At 35.2% G+C, this 25,128-nt stretch carries 14 protein-coding genes; 6 read left to right on the top strand and 8 right to left on the bottom strand.

Features of this window, described 5'->3' with window-relative positions; translation table 11 throughout:
• Window positions 1-279: 279 nt before the first annotated feature.
• On the bottom strand, window positions 280-2,070 hold the full coding sequence (gene aspS / locus V5N67_RS06290; protein ID WP_332061043.1) for an aspartate--tRNA ligase: 1,791 nt from the start codon (window positions 2,068-2,070) through the stop codon (window positions 280-282).
• 136 nt (window positions 2,071-2,206) lie between these two features.
• Between aspS and rnd the strand changes: the two genes are divergently transcribed.
• Window positions 2,207-3,361 (top strand): ribonuclease D, encoded by a 1,155-nt coding sequence (gene rnd, locus V5N67_RS06285; RefSeq protein WP_332061042.1) that lies wholly within the window; start codon window positions 2,207-2,209, stop codon window positions 3,359-3,361.
• 472 nt (window positions 3,362-3,833) lie between these two features.
• Here rnd and V5N67_RS06280 read toward each other — a convergent pair whose 3' ends face one another.
• Together V5N67_RS06280 and V5N67_RS06275 are read right to left on the bottom strand one after the other, a co-directional pair.
• Window positions 3,834-5,345, bottom strand: coding sequence for a Ppx/GppA family phosphatase (locus V5N67_RS06280; RefSeq protein ID WP_332061041.1), 1,512 nt, complete (start codon window positions 5,343-5,345; stop codon window positions 3,834-3,836).
• A gap of 6 nt (window positions 5,346-5,351) precedes the next feature.
• Window positions 5,352-7,532: an RNA degradosome polyphosphate kinase gene (locus V5N67_RS06275; RefSeq protein ID WP_332061040.1), complete on the bottom strand. Its 2,181-nt coding sequence runs from the start codon at window positions 7,530-7,532 to the stop codon at window positions 5,352-5,354.
• A gap of 267 nt (window positions 7,533-7,799) precedes the next feature.
• Between V5N67_RS06275 and V5N67_RS06270 the strand changes: the two genes are divergently transcribed.
• Together V5N67_RS06270 and V5N67_RS06265 are read left to right on the top strand one after the other, a co-directional pair.
• The gene (locus V5N67_RS06270) at window positions 7,800-8,048 is read left to right on the top strand and encodes a zinc-finger domain-containing protein (RefSeq protein WP_332061039.1); all 249 of its coding nucleotides are present in this window, start codon (window positions 7,800-7,802) and stop codon (window positions 8,046-8,048) included.
• 33 nt (window positions 8,049-8,081) lie between these two features.
• The gene (locus V5N67_RS06265) at window positions 8,082-9,317 is read left to right on the top strand and encodes an FAD-binding protein (protein ID WP_332061038.1); all 1,236 of its coding nucleotides are present in this window, start codon (window positions 8,082-8,084) and stop codon (window positions 9,315-9,317) included.
• Between the two features lie 207 nt (window positions 9,318-9,524).
• On the opposite strand, the gene dnaE is transcribed toward V5N67_RS06265, so the two are convergent.
• On the bottom strand, window positions 9,525-13,025 hold the full coding sequence (gene dnaE, locus V5N67_RS06260) for a DNA polymerase III subunit alpha (protein ID WP_332061037.1): 3,501 nt from the start codon (window positions 13,023-13,025) through the stop codon (window positions 9,525-9,527).
• A 222-nt stretch (window positions 13,026-13,247) separates the two neighbouring features.
• On the opposite strand from dnaE, the gene recG reads away from it, so the two are divergent.
• From recG to V5N67_RS06245, 3 genes are all read left to right on the top strand, one after another.
• Window positions 13,248-15,356 carry an ATP-dependent DNA helicase RecG gene (recG, locus tag V5N67_RS06255; protein WP_332061036.1) on the top strand — a complete coding sequence of 703 codons (2,109 nt, stop codon included), beginning with the start codon at window positions 13,248-13,250 and terminating at the stop codon, window positions 15,354-15,356.
• A gap of 453 nt (window positions 15,357-15,809) precedes the next feature.
• A complete protein-coding gene (locus V5N67_RS06250) occupies window positions 15,810-16,655 on the top strand; it encodes a taurine catabolism dioxygenase TauD (protein ID WP_332061035.1) in 846 nt (281 codons plus the stop codon).
• 172 nt (window positions 16,656-16,827) lie between these two features.
• Window positions 16,828-17,745 carry an AEC family transporter gene (locus V5N67_RS06245; protein ID WP_332061034.1) on the top strand — a complete coding sequence of 306 codons (918 nt, stop codon included), beginning with the start codon at window positions 16,828-16,830 and terminating at the stop codon, window positions 17,743-17,745.
• A gap of 2,194 nt (window positions 17,746-19,939) precedes the next feature.
• Here V5N67_RS06245 and glmS read toward each other — a convergent pair.
• From glmS to V5N67_RS06225, 4 genes are all read right to left on the bottom strand, one after another.
• Window positions 19,940-21,763: a glutamine--fructose-6-phosphate transaminase (isomerizing) gene (glmS, locus tag V5N67_RS06240; protein ID WP_332061033.1), complete on the bottom strand. Its 1,824-nt coding sequence runs from the start codon at window positions 21,761-21,763 to the stop codon at window positions 19,940-19,942.
• 165 nt (window positions 21,764-21,928) lie between these two features.
• Window positions 21,929-23,278, bottom strand: a complete 1,350-nt coding sequence (gene glmU, locus V5N67_RS06235; RefSeq protein WP_332061032.1) for a bifunctional UDP-N-acetylglucosamine diphosphorylase/glucosamine-1-phosphate N-acetyltransferase GlmU — start codon at window positions 23,276-23,278, stop codon at window positions 21,929-21,931.
• Window positions 23,279-23,292: 14 nt separating this feature from the next.
• Entirely contained in the window at window positions 23,293-24,081 is a 789-nt protein-coding gene (locus V5N67_RS06230) for a cytochrome c biogenesis CcdA family protein (protein WP_332061031.1), read from the bottom strand.
• A gap of 58 nt (window positions 24,082-24,139) precedes the next feature.
• Window positions 24,140-25,108, bottom strand: coding sequence for an RgsD C-terminal domain-containing protein (locus V5N67_RS06225; RefSeq protein ID WP_332061044.1), 969 nt, complete (start codon window positions 25,106-25,108; stop codon window positions 24,140-24,142).
• Between the last annotated feature and the right edge of the window lie 20 nt (window positions 25,109-25,128).

Raw genomic sequence — 25,128 nt, 5'->3', positions numbered from 1 at the left:
ATATAAATAAAATTACATACAATTTTTTATGATAAATTTTATGAAGTAATTAAAGCTCATAAAATTAAAGTTTTTCATAATAACATAATATTTAACAACAGTGCATTATTCTTATAAACACTGAGATATGCAATTGTTCCCACAACGCTAAAAAGCAAAAATAAACCGTATATTGGAAGCTAATTATAAAACAGCATATATTATTGAGATAATTTAAAAGGGCATTAAAATTTTCTGACGTGCATAAAGATGACTTCAACACCCTACAACAAACTTTATTTAACCGTTTTTGAAAGCAGAAGCAATCCGGATCCCTAAATCATGCAATTGTGTAACAGAAACATCAGATGGAGCATTCATCAAAAGATCAAGCGCTTGCTGATTCATAGGGAATAAGGCAACCTCACGCAAATTTTTTACACCTTGCAAAAGCATAATAATACGATCAACACCAGCTGCCATACCACCATGCGGAGGAGCTCCATAATGAAATGCACGATAAAGACTTCCAAAACGATCTTCTACCACTTCCTTAGAAAGACCAACAAGATTAAAAACCTTAAGCATCATTTCTGGAGAATGATTACGAATTCCACCTGATGCAATCTCATAGCCATTGCAAACAAGATCATATTGAAAAGCTTTAAGAGTAAGAGGATCTTGACAATCAAGAGCATCGTTCCCTCCCTGTGGCATAGAAAAGGGATTATGCGCAAAATCAAGTTTTTTCTCATCCTCATTCCATTCAAAAAATGGAAAATCGACAATCCAAGCTAAAGAAAAACATTCCCGATCAACAAGATCTAATTCTTCTCCTATCCTTGTACGTGCTGCCCCTGCAAAAGATAAAAATTTCTTCGGATCTCCTGCAACAAAAAAACAAGCATCACCACTTTCAAGACCAAGTTGCACACGGATAGCTTCAGTCCTTTGTCCACCAATATTTTTTGCAATAGGACCTGCTCCTTCAAACTTTCCCTCTTCTTCACGCCAAAAAATATAACCAAGCCCTGCTTGTCCTTCACTTTGCGCCCATACATTCATACGATCACAAAAAGCACGACTTCCACCCGTTTTAGCTGGAATAGCCCATACTTGTGCACTCTTATCATTAGCCAAAATCTGAGCAAAAACTTTAAAACCAGAATCATAAAAATGCTGAGAGACATCTTCCATTACAATAGGATTACGCAAATCAGGTTTATCAGAGCCATATTTTCGCATTGCTTCATCATAAGAAATACGAGGAAAGCTTTGTGTTACAGGTTTCCCATTTGCAAACTCTTCAAAAATAGAACGCATAATGGGTTCCATTGTTACAAAAATATCTTCTTGTTCAACAAAACTCATTTCAACATCTAATTGATAAAATTCACCTGGAAGACGATCTGCTCGTGGATCTTCATCTCTAAAGCATGGAGCAATTTGAAAATAACGATCAAAACCCGACATCATTAACAATTGTTTATACTGCTGAGGCGCTTGCGGTAATGCGTAAAATTTTCCCTGATGAATCCGGCTTGGAATCAAAAAATCACGTGCACCTTCTGGTGATGACGCTGTCAAAATTGGTGTAGTAAATTCTGTAAAACCATTATCTTGCATATACCGTCTCATGGCAGCAACAATTTCAGTGCGACGCATTATATTTTTGTGCATAGTTTCCCGACGCAAATCAAGAAAACGATATTTCAACCGAATATCCTCTGGATAATCAGGTTCGCCAAAAACAGGGAGAGGCAGCTCATCAGATTTTGAAAGAATTTCCACTTCTTTCAAAAAAATTTCAATTTCTCCTGTCGGAAGAGCTGTATTAATAACCTCATCAGAACGTGCACACACTTCCCCATCCACACGGATGACCCACTCAGAACGCACTTTCTCAATAACTTTAAAAGCTGGTGAAGTTGGATCAGCAACGATTTGCGTGATCCCAAAATGATCACGTAAATCTATAAAAAGGATTCCGCCATGATCGCGAACACGATGAACCCACCCTGAAAGACGAACTTGTGTTCCTACATCACATTTACGAAGAGCCGCGCAATTATGACTGCGATAACGGTGCATATTTTTTTCCTTTGATTATAACATTCCACATGCGCTACAAACGTTTTTCGCAGCTATTTGTCAAGATATGATAACAAAGATAAAAAAAATACCATAAAAAGACAAATTTAATTTCTCTAATTATAATAGAAATAGAATGATGAAACTTATTACACAAACAAAAGACCTTGAAATTGCTATTGCCACTTTACGTAATTCTGATTTTGTAACAGTAGATACCGAATTTATCCGAGAAACAACTTTTTGGCCTCAACTGTGTTTAATCCAGCTGGCATCACCAGATATTACAATGTTAATTGATCCAATGTCACACGATATTGATTTACAATTATTTTTTGATCTAATGGTTGATAAAAAAGTTGTCAAAGTTTTTCATGCTGCACGTCAAGATATAGAAATTATTTATCACCTTGGAGGCATCATTCCCTCTCCTCTTTTCGACACGCAGATAGCAGGATCAATTTGCGGATTCGGTGATTCTATCTCTTATGATCAAATTGTACACCGCTGTACAGGAAATCGTCTTGATAAATCATCCCGTTTTACAGACTGGAGCTGCCGCCCCCTTTCTGAAAAACAACTGCTCTATGCACTTGCCGATGTAACCTATCTAAGAGATGTTTATCTTTTATTGAAAAGCCAATTAGAAAAAAATAACCGCACACACTGGATGGATGATGAAATAAGAATATTATCGACACCCACAACTTATGATGTGCCAGAAGAGGAAGCATGGAAAAAAGTAAAAGGAAAAGTTAAAAAACCTCGTGAGCTTGCCGTTTTACAAAAAATAGCAGCTTGGCGTGAACGTGAAGCACGAAGATATAATATTCCACGTCGCCATATCATGAAAGATGAATGCCTTATTGAAATCGCGACCCAACAACCGAAAGATGAATTCGCATTAAAATCTTTGCGCAGTCTTAATAAAAACTGGGATAAACGATCAATTGCGCAAACATTACTCAAAGCTGTTCATGAAGGCTTAGAGATCGATATTACAACTTTACCAACCCTTCCCAAATATAATCCCATGAATGATACAACAACTGTTGTAATAGATCTTCTTAAAGTATTATTAAAACTCGTTGCAAATGAAAACGGCATTGCACCAAAAATTATTGCAACTTCCAACGATTTAGAAAAAATCGCAAATGGTAGTGTAAAACAAAATATCCCTGCTATGAATGGTTGGCGCTATGAAATATTTGGTCAAAAAGCGGAAAAAATGCTAAAGGGTCAGATAGGACTATACTTTAAAAATGGAAAAATAAACACCAAACAGCTTTAATTTACAAAGAACATTTTAATTCTTTTACTCTGAAATTAACATGATGAAAATATTTTAAATAGAACCATTCTTTTATTTAATATAAAAATGAGTGGCACTTAAAAAAGCAATTTTTTTTCAATTTTACCTAAAAAGTGAGTTAAATTTGTTAAAAAAAACGTAAAAGAATTTTAAAAAATCCTTGGATATTCTTATGTTGCTCATTTTACTGTATCAACTTAAGAGTAGCATTTTATAACCAGTACAAAATGTATTGAGAAATATCAGTTATAATTTTGAAATTTAATATGTAATCAAGGCGTATTTAAGAAAAATAATCAAAGTATTAATTAAGTATAATTACATATTTAATAAATATAGATAAAAACAAAATTTTAATTTAAAAATATAAATTTTTCTATTTATATAATAATGTATTAAAATATATAATAATATGAATATAATACAATCCCTATAACTTAGAAACAAAAAATTAGCAAATTTCAAAAGTAAGAGGTAAGTTTATTATTTGTGACAATTGCTTTAATCGCTCGCAGGGACGTTCTCCTATTAAATCAGCATAGCGCACTGGAACATGCAGTATAACATGATCTGATCTTTTATGCCAAAAAAAGTTAGGTAAGACTCCTGCAATAGAAGCGCTAAAAAGATTAGCAATACGCATAATCCCACCAAGAATGCGTGCTTTCTCAATTATGTTTCTTGTTGCCAATTGGAAAATTTCTGGTGCTTCTTCGTCAGCCTGCAAACCTGTATTACGAAAAAAAACAGCCAGTGCAGCATAAACACGTCCTTCATGAGAAATTCCTGGATAAGATCCTAATGCTATCTGATTAGCCGCTTCACTACCTCGATAATCTGGATGTATACGCCAACCAATATCAGCAAGAAGACAAGCAGCTTTACGGTAACGACATTCACTTTCAGTCTCCGAAATTCCAAAAGCTTCAAACGCATTGGTAGTAAAATCAATAAGTTCTTCCGCTTGCTTTGGTGAACGCGCCCGCAGAGTAGCCATTTCCATACATGCCGCAATTAAAGAATCTGATCTACGAACTTCTTGCGACAATCGTGAATAAAGAAAACCTTCACGTACCCCAGCACCAGAAAAGATTATTTTTTCAAAACCCATACATTGAATAAGTTTAATAAGAATGATTGCTCCATAAGACAAAAGCTGACGGCGGTTTTTTGAAATAGCCGAAATCCCCTTCATATTATCAATACTACCACCCGCTACAAGACGTAAAAAATTCTCCATCTCAACTGCATCAACTTCGTAGCCATGCATAACAGGCAGCTGGTAATGTTTTGTGACCATATGGAGTTTTGCCAAATTCCGCCAAGTTCCTCCTACTGCATAAAAATAACGTGCCATACCTTTACGCACAATGGGTGATTGACAAAGCTGCTCATGTACAATTTTTTCTGCCACAGCAATATCATCATTTGACATATACTGTAGCCATAAACCACCTAATGGCAGAGTTATCCCCTCACCTACATCAGAATCATAAATATCAATAAGTTCAAGACTTCCACCACCAAGATCACCAGAAATGCCCTTTGGTTGGTAAAAGGTAGAAATGACCCCATACGCTGAATAAACCGCCTCTTCAGCTCCTGACAGAAGATATATTTTATTTTGCAAAATATTTTCAGCACGTCGAATAAACGATAATCCGTTTTTCGCCTCCCGCACTGCAGCTGTGGCTAAAGTATAAACCTCATCTGCTCCTAATTGTCGACAAAGCGCACGAAACCGTTTCAGTGTTCGCAATGCCATTTCGATCGATTTTTCTTCTAAAAATCCAGTTTTTGCAACACCTTGACCAAGGCCACAGAGAATTTTTTCATTAAATAAAACTGTTGGTGAACGAACAAGACCTTCATAAACAACAAGCCGAACCGAATTTGACCCCACATCAACAACAGCGACAGGTTTACGCCCTTTTAGCCGACCTTGAGCATTTATATATGTCATTGGATTTCAGTCTTTACGCATTTCGGCACACTGCCTATGCAACGCAACCAAATGCGAAGCAGAAGACTCAAAGTTTTTTTCCCACCCCGAAAGACCTGCGTTAGTCATAAAGTACTCCTGCGCATTAAACAGACTTTCATCTCTTTGCGGTGTTATATGTTTCGACGTTCCATTATTTAGTATATCAAAGCTTTGTTGATTATCAATAATATTAGCCAACATAATTTGTAAAAGAATCTGCTGACGAACTGTCTTATTAAAAATTGGAACCAATATCTCAATGCGATGATCAAGGTTACGAGGCATCATATCAGCAGATCCCAAATAAACAAGCGCATTCTCACTTGGTAAATCTTCACCATTCCCAAAACAAAAAACGCGACTATGCTCAAGAAATCGCCCTACGATTGATTTTGCGCGAATATTCTCTGAAATCCCTGGAATACCAGGACGCAAACAACATATACCACGCACAATTAGATCAATCTGCACACCCACTTGACTAGCACGATATAAAGCATCAATAATTTCAGGATCAACCAATGAGTTCACTTTCATCCAAATAGCGGCAAATTGTCCTTGTTGCGCATTAGCAATTTCTCCTTCAATATGCTCAAGAATACGGTTCCGCAACGTTAAAGGCGAAAATGCAATCTTCATTAATTCATTCGGACGCTCATATTTAGCAATATAATTGAAAAGTAATGCAACATCATGGCCAATATCATCATCAGTTGTAAAAAAAGAAAGATCAGTATAGACTTTGGCATTAACGGGGTGATAATTACCAGTCCCAAGATGAACATAAGAACGATAACGTCTCCCCTCACGCCTCACAACAAGTGACATCTTGGCATGTGTTTTTAATGCAATAAAACCAAAAAAGACTTGAACACCTGCACGTTCAAGGTCGCGTGCCCAACGAATATTAGCCTCTTCATCAAAACGCGCTTTAAGTTCTACTAAAGCGGTCACCGATTTTCCTTGTTCTGCAGCATTAATCAAAGCGCTAACAATCGGACTATCATTTGATGTGCGATAAAGAGTTTGTTTAATTTCAACAACATCAGGATCGCAAGCAGCCTGATGTAAAAACTGTACGACAACATCAAATGATTCATAAGGATGATGAATCACAATATCTTTTTTACGAATAGCCGCAAAACAATCACCATTATGCTTACGAATACACTCAGGAAAACGAGGATTATAAGGGACAAATTTTAAATCATTGCGTGGAATAGAAACGATCTCTGACACCATATTAAGCGCCAATAATCCATTTAAAACACTTATATAATTATCAGGAACAGCGAGTCTATTTGTTATAAATTGACGTAATTTTTCAGGCATTTTCGTATCAAATTCAATTCGAATAACCTGTCCACGACGACGCCTTTTAAGAGCAGTTTCAAAAAAGCGAACAAGATCTTCAGCCTCTTCTTCTATCTCAATATCGCTATCACGAATAACTCTAAATATTCCAAATCCATTGATATCATAAGTAGGAAACAAGTAATGGATAAAAAGATTCATAATATCTTCAAGTGCAATAAAACGAAAACTATTGCCTTTTTGAGGAAGAAGAATAAAACGCTTCAAAGTAGCTGGAACACGCAACAACATTACCATAGGATATTGATCATCACGCCGTAATAAATGAACTGCAACCGCAAGGCTTAAGTTAGGAATAAATGGAAAAGAGTGAGAATTTTCAAGAGACAAGGGTTTTAAAATGGGAGAGATTGTATTAAGAAAATACTCTTCAAGCCATAATTTTTCAACTTCAGAGAGCTCATGATGGTCTATGATTTCAATATTATTCTGTTTTAATTCACGCCATAATATACGTAATCTTTGCTGTTGATTATTCTGCAAGTGCGCAATCTCAGAGAGAACAAAATCCAATTGCTCCTGCGGTGTGCGCCCATCTGCACTACACTCTACAATGCCAGCGCGAATCTGAGAAACAAGCCCAGCAACACGAACCATAAAAAATTCATCAAGATTAGTTGCTGAAATTGAAAGAAATCGTACCCGTTCTAACAAAGGATATTTTAGATTAGCAGCTTGCATCAACACGCGATTATTAAATTGTAGCCATGAAAATTCTCGATTAATAAACCGTGCTGAATTTTCCATAGTTATATCTCGCATAGGAATCTGACTTGCCACCCTCTGTTCCATAATTTTAGCCAATCTTCCTTCATACTTTCAGCAATTCTTATGGATAAATATCCCACATAACGCTTTACGATCTCTTACCGTAACCATATATTAAAGCCCAGTTTTCCCCATATGATTTATATTGGAGACTTTAAAAGTCAGAATATTACTCCCATTCGCAAATTGTTATAAAAAGCACCTTGCATTATAATAAGCTTTATTACAAACTAATGAATGTAAAAATATAAATCATGCCTTATCCGACAATTTATCTGGAGTTTGTACACCATGGCTGATCATAAAATTTCCTATTTTCAAAATGACTTGGGATATAAAACAATCGAAATTGGTGTAAAAGAGTTTATGTGTGTAGGTGCCACACAACCATTTGACCATCCTCATATTTTTATTGACATGGGATCTGCCGATGAAAAAATTTGCCCTTATTGCTCAACACTTTATCGCTATAATCCCTCATTAATGTACAATCAAACCAAGCCAACAGGCTGCCTATATCATCCCGAAAATTTGCCATAATGCATTCTCTGTTTTTTCAATATGAAATAACCAATGGATCAATCACCAATAATTATAGGAGCAGGTATTGCTGGCTTAAGCTCTGCTTTGGCACTTGCTCATAAAGGTATTGCAAGCACTGTTATCGAAAAATGTCAACAATTCGATCTTGTGGGGGCTGGTATTCAGCTCACCCCTAATGCAACATGTATTCTTGCTCGTTGGAGAGTTCTTAACGAACTCATCGAAGTGGGAACAACACCACACTTTCTTGAAATAAGAGATGGGATATCTTTAAAAACGCATCTGCACACTGATCTGATCAGTTTATCAAAAAAAAACTGGAAAGCTCCTTATGTTACAATTCATCGCGCTAACTTACAAAAAGTTTTATACAACAGTGTTATTGAAAATTCTCTTATCAAATACATAGGAGGGGAAACTGTTGTATCGTCTACCCAAACCGCAGCCAGCAGCATTAACGTAAAAACAATAAAAACAAATGCACCATCTAAAACACAACAACACCAGTTTTATTCAACACCCCTCCTTATCGGATGCGACGGAGTGTGGTCGAAACTACGGCAATTGGCTCCTTTTTATGAAAAGGCAGATTTTAGTGGTTTTATTGCTTGGCGTGCAACAACAGAATTTGAAAATTTGCCTAAAAGTTTCCAGTCCTTATTACAAAATGTGAAGACAATTACTGCATGGATAGGCCCCAAAAACCATCTTGTTGTTTATCCTATTCAATCATCAAAAAAAATTTTTAATTTTGTAGCCATTACTCACGGAAAAAATTCAAAAAAAGAGTGGAATCAGAAAGGAGAAAAAGAAAAACTTAAATTTCTTTTTAAAGATTGGAATTGCAAAATTTTGCAAATTTTTGACCATATTGATGAATGGAGCTATTGGCCGCTCTTTCAAATGAAGCATAATCGTTTTTTAGGATTAGAGCGACAAGTATTTGTTGGTGATTGTGCACACGCAGCTCTTCCCTTTGCAGCACAAGGCGCCGCTATGGCAATAGAAGATGCTGCGACATTAGCGGAATCGCTTTCTATTAAAGACCTTTCACTCATTGAGTCTCTTTCACTTTACGAAAAGACACGAAGCCCCCGTATTGCAGCGGTAAAAAAACGTGGAGATTTTAACAGAAGAATCTATCATGCAACGGGCCCCATAGCAATTGCACGTAATTTCATAATGAAAATTCGTACACCAGAAAGTATTATGTCTAGTCTTAATTGGCTCTATATGTATGATGCTATGAACTCGATAAAAAAATGAGATGACAGGATGTATGGCAAAAATTTATAAAACTTAAAACCTAAATGTATTTTGGATACGCATGAGTAAAATAAGCTAAATTTATTTAATTTATTACATGAAAAACTTATCATAACTAGTTTTAAATAAAGGTAAAATCTTTTAAAATTTATAACCCAATTTAAAAACAAAAATCCCACTTAAAATAAACAATAATCTCATAACTATTTAAATCAGTTCCACGTCAACAACACCATGAATTAACTTCATAGCGTCAGCTACACGTAGATTTACCTTGTACCGTTTTGGAAGCATAATTTCGATTTCTCGAAATTTATCCTCTTGAATGAGGACAAGCGCAACCTTTCCATGTCCATTAGAACTTAAATTTTGCTCAATTTGTGAAAGTATATCGGTTGTATTTATAAAGAGGCGCATCATTTTATTTTTATAATACCGTGATGCCTCCTTTTTCAAAGATTGAACCGTCTCAAGTTGCAAACGAACCCCTTCAGCGAAATTTTCTGCATTCACTGTAATGATAAAAGATTCTCCCAGCTCTAGCATATCCTCATAAACTGCAAGCCCCTCGGAAAACACAACTGTCTCGTACTGTCCGCTCGTATCAGAGAACTGAATAATTCCCATTTTTTTACCAGATTTTGTTTTGCGAACTTGCTTTGCTACAACAGTTCCAGCAAGCCGAGCATCAGTTTTTCCTGCTTTGACCGCATGAGCAAAATTAACCCAAGTCTGAACACGTTTTTTAGCAAGAATAGCCTGATACTCATCCAAAGGATGAGCAGAAAAGTAAAAACCTATCACTTGAAATTCTCGATAAAGCTTCTCAGCCAATAACCAAGGAGATGATGGCTTCGATAAGATCAAAGGCTCTTTTAGCCCACCTTGCATCCCAAATATATCAATCTGTCCACTAGAGTTACTATCGAGCGTACGAAGTGCACGTGCCTGAAGAGTTCCAAGACTTTCCAATAAAACCTCACGTGCAATATTAAAACAATCAAATGCACCAGCACAAATCAAACTTTCCATCGCACGTTTATTAACAATACGAGGATCAGTACGCTCACAAAAATCTTCTAGATCCTTAAATTTTTTATCTCCACGGCACTCTGCAATGTGCTGAGCAACCAATTCCCCGACACCTTTAATGGCTGCAAGAGAATAATAAATACAATTTTCACCAACTTTAAAAAAACGATGTGACGTTTGCACGCAAGGTGCAATAACTTCAATACCCAACCTTAATGCCTCACGTCGAAAATCATTTAATTTATCCGTATTCGTCATATCATGCGTCATCGAAGCAGCTAAAAACTCAACTGGATAATGTGCTTTCATATAAGCTGTTTGATAAGAGACAATTGCATAAGCAGCAGCATGTGATTTATTAAAACCGTAATCTGCAAATTTTGCTAAAAGATCAAAAATAACGTCAGCTTGATTCTTATCAACACCACCAGCAACGGCTCCATTCACAAAGCGTGCACGCTGTTTTTGCATTTCATCATGGATCTTCTTTCCCATAGCTCGACGCAATAAATCCGCTTCTCCAAGCGAATAACCAGCAAGCACCTGAGCGATCTGCATCACCTGCTCTTGATACACAATAACGCCTTGTGTCTCTTTAACAAGATGATCTATTTTAGGATGAATAGAAGCAATTTCTTCTTCCCCGTGTTTGCGTGCATTATAAGTCGGAATATTCTCCATAGGACCAGGACGATAAAGTGCAACAAGCGCAATAATGTCTTCAATACGGTCTGGTTTCATCCCAATCAGCGCTTTACGCATACCAGAACTTTCAACTTGAAACACGCCCACTGTTTCACCACGTGCCATCATGGCGTAAGTTGCCTCATCACTCAAAGAAATATGTGACAAATCTATTTTAATGTCCTTTTGCTTAAAAACAAAGTCCACAGCCATTTTTAAAACTGTAAGTGTTTTCAATCCAAGAAAATCAAATTTTACCAACCCAGCCTGTTCAACATATTTCATGTTAAATTGTGTAACAGGCATATCGGAACGAGGATCACGATACATCGGAACAAGCTCTAAAAGCGGGCGATCACCAATAACAATTCCTGCAGCATGGGTTGATGCGTGACGATAAAGCCCTTCCAGCTGAAGTGCTATATCTAATGTGCGTCCGATGATGGGATCTTTTTTCTTTTCTTCCTCAAACTTAGGTTCATCCTTAATAGCATCTGCCAATTTAACCTGAACACCAGGCGCAGCAGGAATTAATTTTGCAAGATAATCCACTTGACGATACGGCACTTCTAAAACACGCCCAACATCACGCAACACTGCACGTGCCTGTAATTTACCAAATGTAATAATTTGAGCTACTTGATCGCGTCCATACTTTTCTTGAACGTAACAAATAACTTCTTCACGTCTCTCTTGACAAAAATCGACATCAAAGTCTGGCATAGAAACACGATCTGGATTAAGAAAACGTTCAAAGAGGAGAGAAAAACGTAATGGATCAACATCAGTAATAGTCAATGCATAAGCAACCAGTGAGCCCGCACCAGATCCTCGCCCTGGACCGACAGGAATATCATGGATTTTTGCCCATTTTATAAAATCTGAAACGATAAGAAAGTAACCAGAAAATTGCATTCGCGTAATAACTGAAATTTCATAATCAAGCCGTTGCTCATAATCTGCGATTGTATATCCTTCAGCCAATCCAATTGTTTCAATCCGCATTTTTAAACCAGCTTTAGCCTGATTTAACAATTCACTATCTTCTGCTTCTAGAGTTAAATTTGAATCCACAGATTGCTCTATAAAACGAGGCAAAATTGGTTTTCGAATTGGTGCAGCAGTATGACAACGCAATGCAATTTCAACACTATTTTCCAAAGCTTCTGGAAGATCAGAAAACAATTCAACCATTTCATCTTGTGATTTCAAATAATGATCTGGTGTTACACGTTTGCGATCTGGATTAGAAACAATTTGTCCTTCTGCAACCGCCATGAGCGCATCATGTGCCTCATACCCTTCCTTATTCAGAAAAAAAGCCTCATTCGTCGCAACAAGAGGAATTTCGTGTGTATAAGCCAACTCTATAAGCGCAGCTTCTACTTTTCGGTCATAAGAGCCATGCCGTTGTAATTCTACATAAAGACGATCATCGAAAATTTTTTTTAAACCAATTAAGCGCTCAACAGCGCGTTCTTTTTTATCTTCTGCCAAAAGAAAATTAATTGAACCTCCCCTACCACCAGTCAAAGCAATTATTCCTTCACTGTGTGACGACAACCAATCAGCTTTGATATGAGGAGGATCAGTATCACTTTTATCAAGATAAGCACGACTAACAAGATGAACCAGATGAGCGTAACCAATTTCGCCAGCAGCAAACAAAACAATAGAGCCAAAATCAGTAGGATAGCGCCATTTTGCTAAACGTGAATTATCATCTTTATTGCCAAAATCAATTGTAAGCTGACAACCTATAATAGGCTGGATACCGTGAGAAAAACAATGCTGCGAAAATTCCAAAGCACCAAATAAATTATTTGTATCTGTAATAGCAACTGCTGGCATATGATCAGAAATTGCATGTTGAATAATTTGTGGGATTTTTAAAGCCCCTTCAAGTAATGAATAAGCTGAATGTACCCGCAAATGAATAAAGCGGGGAAGAGAATTTTTGTCACCTTGTATTTTATCTTTATCTTCTGACACTCTCAACTTTCCACTAAAAAATAAATGCTAATTGCAGCTCTTATCTATTTCGTAACAGAGAGCATTTAAATTCATCGTACTCAATTTATCAATCCAGTCTCTCCTGCATATTTAAAAAACATTACACTTTTGTTTATATTCTATATTAGACTTCCATCAAGAAAATACCTATAATTATAACCAGTAAATTCAAAAAAATAAAAAGAGCTAGGCTAAACTTTTATGTATTCAAATCTTATTAGTCCTCTTTTTTCTTCTATTCATACCCTCCCAGGAATGAGTCAAAAAATATGTGTTTTACTTGCTAAAGTGCTAAACATTAATCTCGCACAACGCGAACCAACCCTTATTGATCTTCTTCAATTCATGCCTTATTCTGTTATAGATCGCAGAATGCGTCCCAGCATTGCTCTTGCACAAGAAGGAATTACCATCACTCTTGAAGTTGTCATTGATCAACACCAACCACCACCAACTGAACGTAAAAAATTACCTTATCGTGTTATCGCTTATGATCAAACAGGGAAGATAAACTTAGTATTTTTTCATGCCCAACCTTTTTGGCTTAAAAAACAACTTCCAGAAGGAAAAAAAATCATTGTATCAGGTAAAGTTGAGCGATTTAACGGACAACTTTCAATGGTACACCCTGACCACATGGCACCAAGTGAGCAATCAAATCAGATGCCACTGATCGAACCCGTCTACCCATCCACTTCTGGACTATCAGCAAAAACACTACGGCGTGCAATAAAAAACGCTCTTGAGCATATTCCTCTTTTACCTGAATGGATAGAGGAAAGCGTCAAAAAGCAGCAAAATTTTCCTTCTTTTTCTGTTGCACTCCATCGCATCCATGCTCCGATAGATCCTGATGATCTCACCTTAGAAAGTGCAGCGCGCAGACGTCTTGCTTATGATGAATTGCTGGCTTGTCAATTAGCTCTCGGTTTGATGCGTTTAAAAACAAAATCTCTTACAGGAATTGCTCGCCCAACAACAAAAACTTATACTAAAAAATTGCTGCAAGTTTTACCCTTTCAATTTACAAATGGACAAACAAAAGCAATACAAGATATTGCTAACGATCTTGCTTCACAAAAACCCATGTTACGACTTCTCCAAGGTGATGTAGGAGCAGGAAAAACTGCAGTTGCATTAATGGCAATAGCACAAGTTGCTGAAAATTTAGGACAATCAGCTTTAATGGCTCCAACGGAGGTTCTTGCTCGACAACATTTTGCTACAATCGCCCCTCTTGCTGAAAAAATCGGATTACAAACAACTCTCTTAACTGGAAGAGAAAAAGGGAAACTGCGTACAAATATTCTGAGGGAAATCTTATCAGGCCAAGCCTCTATTATCATTGGAACCCATGCTCTCATACAAAATAGCGTTGTCTATAATAATCTTGCCTTAACCATTATTGATGAGCAACACCGTTTTGGTGTGCATCAGCGCCTTGCCCTCACAGCTAAAGGTCATAAACCTGACATGTTAGTGATGACAGCTACCCCTATTCCACGCACACTGGTCTTGACAGCTTTTGGTGATATGGATGTCTCTCAAATTACGGAAAAACCAATTGGACGACAACCAATTACAACCGCAACACTTCCTTTGAAACGTCTTAATGAACTTATAGAACGTATTACAGTTGCCTTGAAAAAAGGAGAAAAACTCTATTGGATTTGTCCTTTAGTGGAAGAATCTACAAATCTTGAACTTACTTCAATTGAAAGCCGTTTTGCACTTCTGCGTGAACACTTTGGAGAGCGAGTTGGTATGATACATGGAAAAATGTCTACAGATGAAAAAGAAGCGGCTATGGCATCTTTTAAATGCGGAGATATATGTATTTTAGTTGCTACCACAGTTATTGAAGTAGGAGTAGACATCCCTGATGCTTCAATTATCATCATTGAACATGCAGAACATTTTGGTCTATCGCAACTGCATCAATTGCGAGGACGTGTCGGGCGAGGAGAAAAAAAATCTTCTTGTGTTTTGCTTTATAAAGATCCATTAACAAAAATGGCTGAAAAACGTCTTAATATTATACGCAATACAGAAGATGGTTTTAAAATTGCGGAAGAAGACTGGCGTTTACGAGGAGAAGGAGAACTTTTAGGAACCCGACAATCTGGCATGCCTGAGTTTCATATAGCAAACCTTGCAATACACAATGATCTTTTATCAATAGCAAGGAGAGATGCACGTTTATTTTTGCAACGTGATGCCAACTTTTCCTCAGAACAAGGGCAAGCTTTGCGCTTGCTTCTTGATCTTTTCAGACGTGAAGACGCCATTCGGCTATTACGTGCAGGATAACAATCAAACAGCACTCCTGATAAAAAATGATAGCCTTATATATCTGTTATAAACGTTTTTTACAGTTTGCGCTCTCAATTATTCTTCATATACCTCAAAACACAAAGTCATTTTTACTTAACAATAATTAATTTTGCTAAATTACACAATTAATTGGTATTTGTTATTAATAAATCAATCAATATAATAAATAATTAACTAAATAAACAAAGTATAAAAATAAACATAATAACATATAAAAACTTCAAAAAATAAATATTAATAAAATAAAATTATTATATTTAAATAATACTTTATACATATATTAAACAAATTTAATATTTTTCTACTTTTATAGTAATAACAGTAAATAATAATTTATTTTATAGTAAACTTATTAAAGTATTAACAAAAATAATAAAATATAAACATCATAAATCATATTCAATTAATAAATATATTGTGAATTAAATTGTGGTTTGTCAAAATATCTTCTATTTTACCAATGAAGAAAAACAAATATTATTCAAAACATTAAATAAAATCGAGTACGATCCAGAAGGCAGTGATGAATACATACATAGCTTAAAAATAGCAATGATAAACCATTTACCAAAAAGAATAATGTTGGAATTAAATAAACAAAAAGTATCAATAAGACCTAGGCCTTACATTATAATAAAAAATTCACCAACAGACAAAAAAGTATTTTTTTCTCCTGATCCTGATATTTATACACCGTCTGCAAAATCAGGGAATATAAGTGAAATTTTTTTGACCGGAATAGCATCTTTAATAGGAGAACCATACTCCATACAGTTTGAGGGCAAGGAGATAGTTAATAACTTAATACCTAAGTTAGAATCAAAAAGAGAATACACAGGAATAGGTTTTGATGTAGAGCTCGATTTCTATATTGAAAATGCTGCACTTAAACATTTTTCAAAAATAAATGTATCTCCTACGGGATTATTGTTATCTGGAATTAGAAAAGACCCTAAAAGCCCACTAACTAGAATATCAAATGCCAGAATATCTATCAAGGAACTTTCTAAAGAAGATATTAACACATTATCTAACAAACTTTATAAAATAAAACTTCCCTATAGATGGAGAATTTCAAACAGTCCAGAATATGAAGAAACTCCTTTAGTCTCTATAATATCTAAAGATCATGAATATCCAGATATTAGTGCTATTTTTTATCCTAGAATGATAAAGTCATCATCAACGAGAGCAGAAAATGCGCTAAAAAATTTTTACAAATTAATTCAAAAAAATTCTATCGCTATAGATATTAGTCTTGGAGATCTAGCTTAGATAGATAATAGATTCTCGTTGCATTCAAGAGATAAATTTCAACCAACATTTGATAAAAAAAACACGCCTTTACGGCAGATTCAATGAGCATTTATCTCAGAAAGCCTATGGAAACACAGAAATCTTAAAAGAGTTAAAAACCGCATTTTTTCTATATAAAAGAGATTTATTTATGATTAACACCTTTTTTGCCATACTACCAATTTTTTTATTAATAGTAATAGGTTACCTCTCTAAACTTTACATAAAAGACATATCTATCTTTTGGTCAACATCAGACAAATTTGTGTATTATCTTTTTTTTCCAGCATTACTCATACTTGATATCAGTGGAGCTAATTTTAGCGGTGATAATAATATCTATCCAATAATTTCAACTATAATCTCAACATTATTAATATCCGCAATAATTTTTTTAATGAAAGGTTTCATAGGTAAATCACCCGATTTATTCACTTCAATATTTCAAGGTGGAGTTCGCTATAACTCATATGTGTTTATTGCTTTATCTCAATCTCTATTTGGAAATAAGGGAGTAGCCTTATCTGGTTTATTTGTAGCGTATATGATCATTATAACAAACATAATGAGTGTTTTGGTAATGAATCATTATGGAAGAGGAAATAAGAAAAGCATAAAAGGAGCATTAACAGCATTAACTAAAAATCCATTAATAATAGGAGCAATAACTGGAATCATAATGAATATACTTAATATTCATATTACTGAATCAATAAAACAGTTATTATCCTACCTATCAGGTGCTGCTACACCACTAAGCCTTATGTCAGTGGGAGCAGGATTGGTTATATCTGCACAATTTCATAAAATAATTTCTATTTTATGGGCTACTGTTTTAAAATTACTCATTATGCCAATAATTACAATTGTAATTCTTAAAGCAACAAAAACTTCCGGAGTTGCTGCTGACATTGCAGTTTTATATTCTTCAGTGCCTTGTGCAGGTAATGCATATATCCTTTCTCGACAAATGGGGGGAGATCATGAAGTTATGGCATCTATAATTACATGGACTACATTATTCTCAGTTATAACAATAACTTTAATAATGGGATCATTCATCACATAAAACCACTAGATCCTTCATATTAAAATATGTTTACTATCACAATTTAAATTCATATAATGTATGAGATAAAAAATTAATAATATCCTTATTATACATAACTAATAATACATGTAAAAATTTATCATGAAATTATAGAAATGATATTATCATATATCACTCATCTAACCTATCCAAAATAAATATTACAACAACATTACTCTGATAGGTTTATAACATAAATAAAAATAAAATAATTATAGGTATATATTTTAATTAACTTTAAAATAAGCTGAAAATTCATTTCATCACAATTAATACATATATCATTACTAGTGACTATAATTTTCTCATATCTCCTCAAAATTCCAAATTTAAAAGTCATTAGCTAAACAGCAAAGATTGGAAAAAATATTAACATTGATACACGCATAAATTTTGGAATATCTATCATTGAAGGTATCAATTTTTCTGTAACACCAGCTAAATTAACTTAGCTATATGCGCTCCTTAAAGAGATATACTTATTCTCAAAAAAGCGACACATCTCTATAATATCTGTCTCAATTGCCATTGGTGGAGCTGAGAAAAAGCTATCTTTATAACTATGCTGCTCATAGGCTCAAATTCATTAGAAAAAATATAGAAAGAAAATTTTTATAAAGAATCCTCTCTTTTCTAGTTATTACTAAAGCAATAAACGCAGCTGTAACATTTAATGAAATTTGGAAAAAATTTAAACTTGGAAACATCCATGAAACATAAGAGCTTTCATTTATACTAATTTACCACACCATTTTTACTTCATCTTGTCGAGCTATCGATATTTGCTTTCCTAGATCATGATCCCGCATCACCAATTAAAGTCAGCTTGTACTGATACTAATCATTGACAATATATATTCATTATATTCTAGTTTGCTATTTTCTGAAATTAAAGTAGCTATTTATAACATAAATACAAATAAAATACGTTGTTTAGCAACAACATCCTGCTTAAAAAGCTCCTTTTATATACTTCCAATACCTGAAACAATATCAGACACAAATAATTGAAGCAGATAAACTAAAACTATCACAAACATTACCCTCTCCTCTGTTTTAGCTACTTGGATCTTTAAAAATTTTAAATTAATAACCAAACTAAATAATGAAAATTTAGATAGTCACTGCATAAAGCCATATCCGAAAGCCTATTTATATATAGGCAATTATAATTCTGCCACTTGCACATCCAACATAAAGTGAAGCGTGTAAATTTACTATACAATCACCATCGACATAACCTCATTTTAATCACCCATTTCTTTATAACACCAACAGACAGAACTCACTCAACAGCAATCACTTACTCCCAAAATAAACACAGCAAGACACCCTCTGCGATTATAAATCACTCACTTGAATTTTAAACAATTTTTAAGATCTTGACGTATTCACAGATAACATTTTACTGTATCAGTTAGCGCCATAATTATCGATACCGATGAATTGTAACAGGTTGCTGTTTATAAAGGAAAAAATTACCATAATCAACAAAATTTTCCACATATCTGACATATACTCATCGTGATAAAAAATTTACGCTTTATTGCTAATTTTAAAGCTTTTTTTACAACGTCTTGCAGCACTCTGTTTCTAAAACTTAAAAATCAGTAAACATCTGATAATCTGCATATCTTCTAAACCTTTTATTTTTTTAACCCATTTTATCATATTACGCTTTCCGATAGCTTCAGAGATCCCAAATCTCATAGCTCCCCCCTTAACTGTGCGCAATTAATCTCCATAGGCTTAAAAGGTAGAAACGAGCAGCTTTCCCTCACACATATTGATCTCCTTAACTGCCCTCGAATATTAACGATATACTTTGCCATTTGAACATCAAAAACACTGTACACCCCAATATAAAAAAAATAGATAATGGATTCACCGTGTCTTTAAAAAATTAAATACGATATAAACATTATAAAAAGCACTGCATAAACCTTTATCCATGGCTGATAATTTTCCTCCTCCATGACTGTATCCGCTTTTAAAACATTTATCTTTGATAGTAATCACTTAGGTATGAGGCGATACAAAAATCTGGCATATCTTTTTATGACATAACTGAATTTACTACTAAGATAATAACTATTTAATCAAGTTAATGATTTTATTATTATAGTTAATAATTATTTTTTCATCCCACAGACATAAAAACACAAAATTATTTTTACTCAACTGTAACTGATTTTGCCAAATTACGAGGTTGATCAACATCCGTTCCCAATAAGACAGCCGTATGATAAGCAATTAGCTGAATAGGCAAAGCATAAATAATGGGAGCAATAAATTCTGGAGAATCTGGTAAAATAATAATCGATGAATTATCAAGACAAGCTGCTTCTGCTCCTTTTTTATCAGTTATCAAAATAATACGACCATTGCGCGCTGCTACTTCTTGCATGTTAGAAAAAGTCTTTTCAAACCACCTATCATAAGGTGCCACAACAATAACCGGCATTGTCTCATCCACCAACGCAATTGGTCCATGTTTTAACTCACCCGCTGCATAACCTTCAGCATGAATATAAGAAAGTTCCTTCAGTTTTAGCGCCCCCTCTAGAGCAATTGGATAAGAAGTACCACGCCCCAAATAAAGGACACCTTTTACATTTACTAAACTACGACAAATCCGTTCAATTTTGTCATCTAGTTTTAAAACCTCACTTAAAATTCTTGGGACTTCTGCCAATTGCTGAACAAACTGATGTTCTGCCTGCTTTGAAAGATGTCCACGTTGCTTAGCAGCTCCAAGTGCCATTGCAGCAAGCGTTGCCAGTTGACAGGTAAAAGCTTTTGTTGAAGCAACACCAATTTCTGGACCAGCCAATGTTGGTAAAACAAAATCAGCTTCCCTTGCCATTGTTGATTGTTCAACATTTACAATCGTTGCTGTTTTTACACCATGGTCGCAACAATAACGTAAAGATGCCAATGTATCAGCTGTTTCACCAGATTGAGAAACAAACACTGGCAATACATCGGAAGTTATAGGAAGTTTACGATAACGAAATTCTGAAGCTACATCATTATCAACACTTAAAGAAGCAAAATTCTCAAACCAATAGCGTGCAACTAAAGTTGAATAATAGGCAGTTCCACAGCTAGCAAAGAGTATTCGGTTAATTTTTTTCCAATCAATAAAATTTTCAAATGTGCGAACTGTATAACTGCCAAAATCAAGGTAATGCGCCAAATTATGAGAGATAACTTCAGATTGCTCAAACATTTCCTTGTGCATAAAATGACGATGACTTCCCTTAGAAACCAATAAATTCCCTTCAAGCAATGTGACGATAGGGCGTTTTACCAGTTGATTATCCGCATTGTAAATTGTGACACCTTGCCGTGTAAGAACAGCTAAATCACCATTTTCCATATAGCTGATACGATCCACAAATGGTGCCAAAGCGATTGCATCTGATCCGACAAAAAACTCACCTTTTCCGTAGCCAATTGCTAATGGTGGACCAGAGCAAGCTGCAATCATAAGATTGTCTTCACCTTCAAAAAGAAGAGCAATAGCAAAAGCACCCCGTAACCTTTTCCAACTTGTGCTGACTGCTTCCTGCGGAGAAAGACCACTTTTTAATGCACGCGTAATTAAATGCGCAATAACCTCTGTATCAGTTTCTGTTTCAAAGGTATAACCATCATCAATAAGTTCTTTTTGCAACTCTACAAAATTTTCAATAATACCATTATGAACAATCGCAAGTCGTTCAGTTACATGTGGATGAGCATTACGCTCCACAGCAACTCCGTGAGTAGCCCAACGCGTATGACCAATCCCTAAACTCCCCTCTAAAGGTGTTTGTTTTAACTTTTTTTCTAAATGAATAAGCTTACCTTCAGCGCGTATACGATAAAGACGCCCATGATGCACGGTTGCGATACCAGATGAATCATATCCTCTGTATTCAAGACGTCTCAAACCATCAACTAAAGAGGATGCAACACACCTATTTCCAATGATCCCGATAATTCCGCACATTTAAAAGCTCCAACTCACATCCCAGATTTATTTAATAATCCAACTATCTTCATTTTAAACTTTAAGTAATCACATAAATCAAATATGCAGTACGGCAATATCTAAAAACAAGCCTCCTACACAATTCTTAAATTACCATAAAGTAAAGACATGAACTGAAAACGATCACTTTTTTTGTTTATTCGCTGATAAACGTGTGCGCAATTTTGTCGCATGATCCTTTTTTATTACTTGCCGTGCACGTCCCAAAGCCAAACTATTCACGGGAACATCTTCAGTGATAATACTACCAGAAGCAATATAAGAACCGTTTCCTATAATCAATGGAGAGACAAGTGCTGAATTAGATCCGATAAAAGCATTATCACCAATCATAATTTTATGTTTATGAAATCCATCATAATTGCAAGTAATAGTGCCAGCTCCAATATTGGTATGTGTACCAATTTCTGCATCACCAATATAACTCAAATGGTTAATCTTGGAGGATTCCCCTATTTTAGCTTTTTTGACTTCACAAAAATTCCCAATCTTTACAGACCTTTCTAACTCTGTTCCAGAACGTAACCGTGCATACGGTCCAATTTGCGCATCAGCACCAATCACAGCTCCTTCCAAATAGCTAAATGCATGGACAACTACACCAGAATATACTTTTACCCCCAGCCCAAAATAGACATTTGGTTCAATTATCACCCCTGATTCAATCTCTGTATCATAAGAAAAATAAACACTTTCTGGTTTAAGGATTGTAACACCAGATAACATCAAATCGCGTGCTTTACGCTTTTGCCATAAAGAGTCAGCTTCAGAAAGCTCAAGGCAATTATTAACTCCTACAATATTATCAAAAGGCACCTCAACAACTCGAACATCTAATCCTTCATGTGATGCAATAGAAACAATATCCGTTAGGTAATATTCCTGCTTTAAATTATTATTGCCAATCTTATCTAAAAGTGAAAGTGCGTGTTTTCCATTAACAGCAAGTATCCCACCGTTACAAAAACAGATCTTTTTTTCTTCATTGCTTGCATCTTTTTCTTCTATAACTGCGATAAGTTTACCATTTTTTTCAATAAGGCGTCCATATCCTGTTGGATCTTGAGCATAAAAACCAGCGACCACAATATCCGCTCCAGCAGCAAGTTGTGCACGCATTTGTAACAATGAATCTTTCTCAATCAAAGGAGTATCGCCGAAAACAATGAGAACATCATCTACCCCTTTTTGCAAAGCTAAGCGAGCAGATAAAACAGCATGAGCAGTCCCTAAACGTTCCTTTTGTTCAAAAATCATTATATTTTTTGCAGTTGATTGCACAACTTCACTGACATCTTTAGCGCCAAACCCTACAACAACTGCCACTTGTGAAGTGCCTGCCAATTCTATTTGTCTTATAACGTGGCATATAAGTGGCAAACCAGCAATTTTATGAAGTACCTTAGGAAGAGACGATCTCATGCGCGTCCCCTCACCTGCTGCAAGAACAATAGAAAGACAATTTCTAGCCATAAAAACACATAAAACTAACGAGAAAATCCAAAAAAATTCACAATATCATTCCAACGAATAACTTCAATATTACTCAATAAAGGATAATGTTCCAAAAGCCAAAATGAGAAATTTTGCATAGAGCCTGTTAAAAACAAAATACCTGTAATAACTAAAAAAATCCCAATAATTTTTTCAACTTTTCCTAAATGAATACGAAAAGCTCCTAAAAATTTCATAAAACTGCTCGAAAATAAAGCTGCTAATACGAAAGGTACTCCAAGACCTAATGCATAAATTCCTAAAAGGACAGCTCCTTCTCCCACAGTCTCTTTTGTTCCAGCAAGTGTTATTATAGGCCCTAAAATTGGCCCAATACATGGGGTCCAACCAAATGCAAAAGCTAAACCAATAACATAAGCCCCTAAAGGTCCAGCAGGCGCTTTTCGCGTTTGAAATCGTACGTCACGAAATAAAAAAGCAATTTTGAAAAGACCCAAAAAATTTAATCCAAAAATAATAATGACAATTCCAGCAGCCACCGCAAACCAATCACGATAATAACCGATAAATCCACCAATTGTGCTCGCACTAGCACCTAAAGCAACAAAAACAGTTGTAAAACCAAGTACAAAAGCAATAACAGAAAATAAAAGCGCTAAGCGTATAGACAATTTTCCATTATATTTTTCTGAGCGAAAATCATCAATTCCAACCCCTGCCATATAACACAAATAAGGAGGAACTAGCGGCAAAACACATGGTGACAAAAAAGATAATGCACCAGCAAAAAATACACTAACCGTTGAAATTTCTACAATCAAAACTTATATCCCCACATTCAATAAAAAACTCTACTTACAAATAACTATTAATTAACCATTAATCTGTTGCTTCATTAATCTCTTGCATATTTTGTATATTCGCTAGTACACTGATATCTTCATCATGACCTGAAATAACTGAAAAAACTTTTTGGTAAATTTTATCTTTATTTTTAGCAATTGCAATATAATCACCTTCAGCTAACACAAGCGAAACATAAGCACCAACAGTTTCATAGACAATATCACCAAAATCATTGGTGATAGACCAACTGGTATCTGCTAATGCCTCTCCTCCTTCTTGACGCACTAATTTTAAGACGATTTGAGACGCTTGATGCTCAAGACTTACTTCAGTAATTTTACCTGCATCCACTTGGATATCTGAGCGGACAACAGCATTAATGGACCCATAATAAGAAGCAACATGATAATGACCGGCTTTTAAACGTATAATTGACTGTGGTTTAACATTTGATAAAACCACACCAGTATCATCATTTTCCCTCGCATCGTCATATATCGTGAAACGTAATTCCTTTTTGTTGATTTTACCATTAAGCAATGTAGCATTCAAAATAACACCACCTGCATTAAGATCAAAATTTTTGACAAGACGCTGCCCATTTTCCAAGTTTATGCGCTGCATTGCAGTTGCATGACCAAATGAAACATGAACAAGATAACTTCCCGGTTCTAAATTAAAATGCGCGCTACCACCCTCAACAGTCGCAACCAATGGTAATTTATTATCAATCCCTAAGATTGGTGCATAAACCCGCCATACAAGCCCTTTCATAATATTTTCACTATCATTTGTTAATCGAGCGTGCAATATTAGTTGAGTTTGAGCGTATAAATTTTCTTTTTCACGATCTTGAGATTTTACAATAAAACTTGTTGGCTGCTTTTGTTGCATCCCCCCTCTTCTCCCATCTTCAGAAAATACGTAACCACCCCCCATCAATGAGATAAGCACCACGTATAGTCCCAAAGATCGATACAATATTTTTGCAAGAATACTCATTTGCGCATTGTTGACTAAAG

It is taken from the genome of Bartonella rhinolophi (assembly GCF_036576165.1).
Classification (GTDB): Bacteria; Pseudomonadota; Alphaproteobacteria; order Rhizobiales; family Rhizobiaceae; genus Bartonella.
The sequence above is the reverse complement of the archived record's forward strand: the minus strand, read 5'-3'. Positions and strand labels throughout refer to the sequence as shown.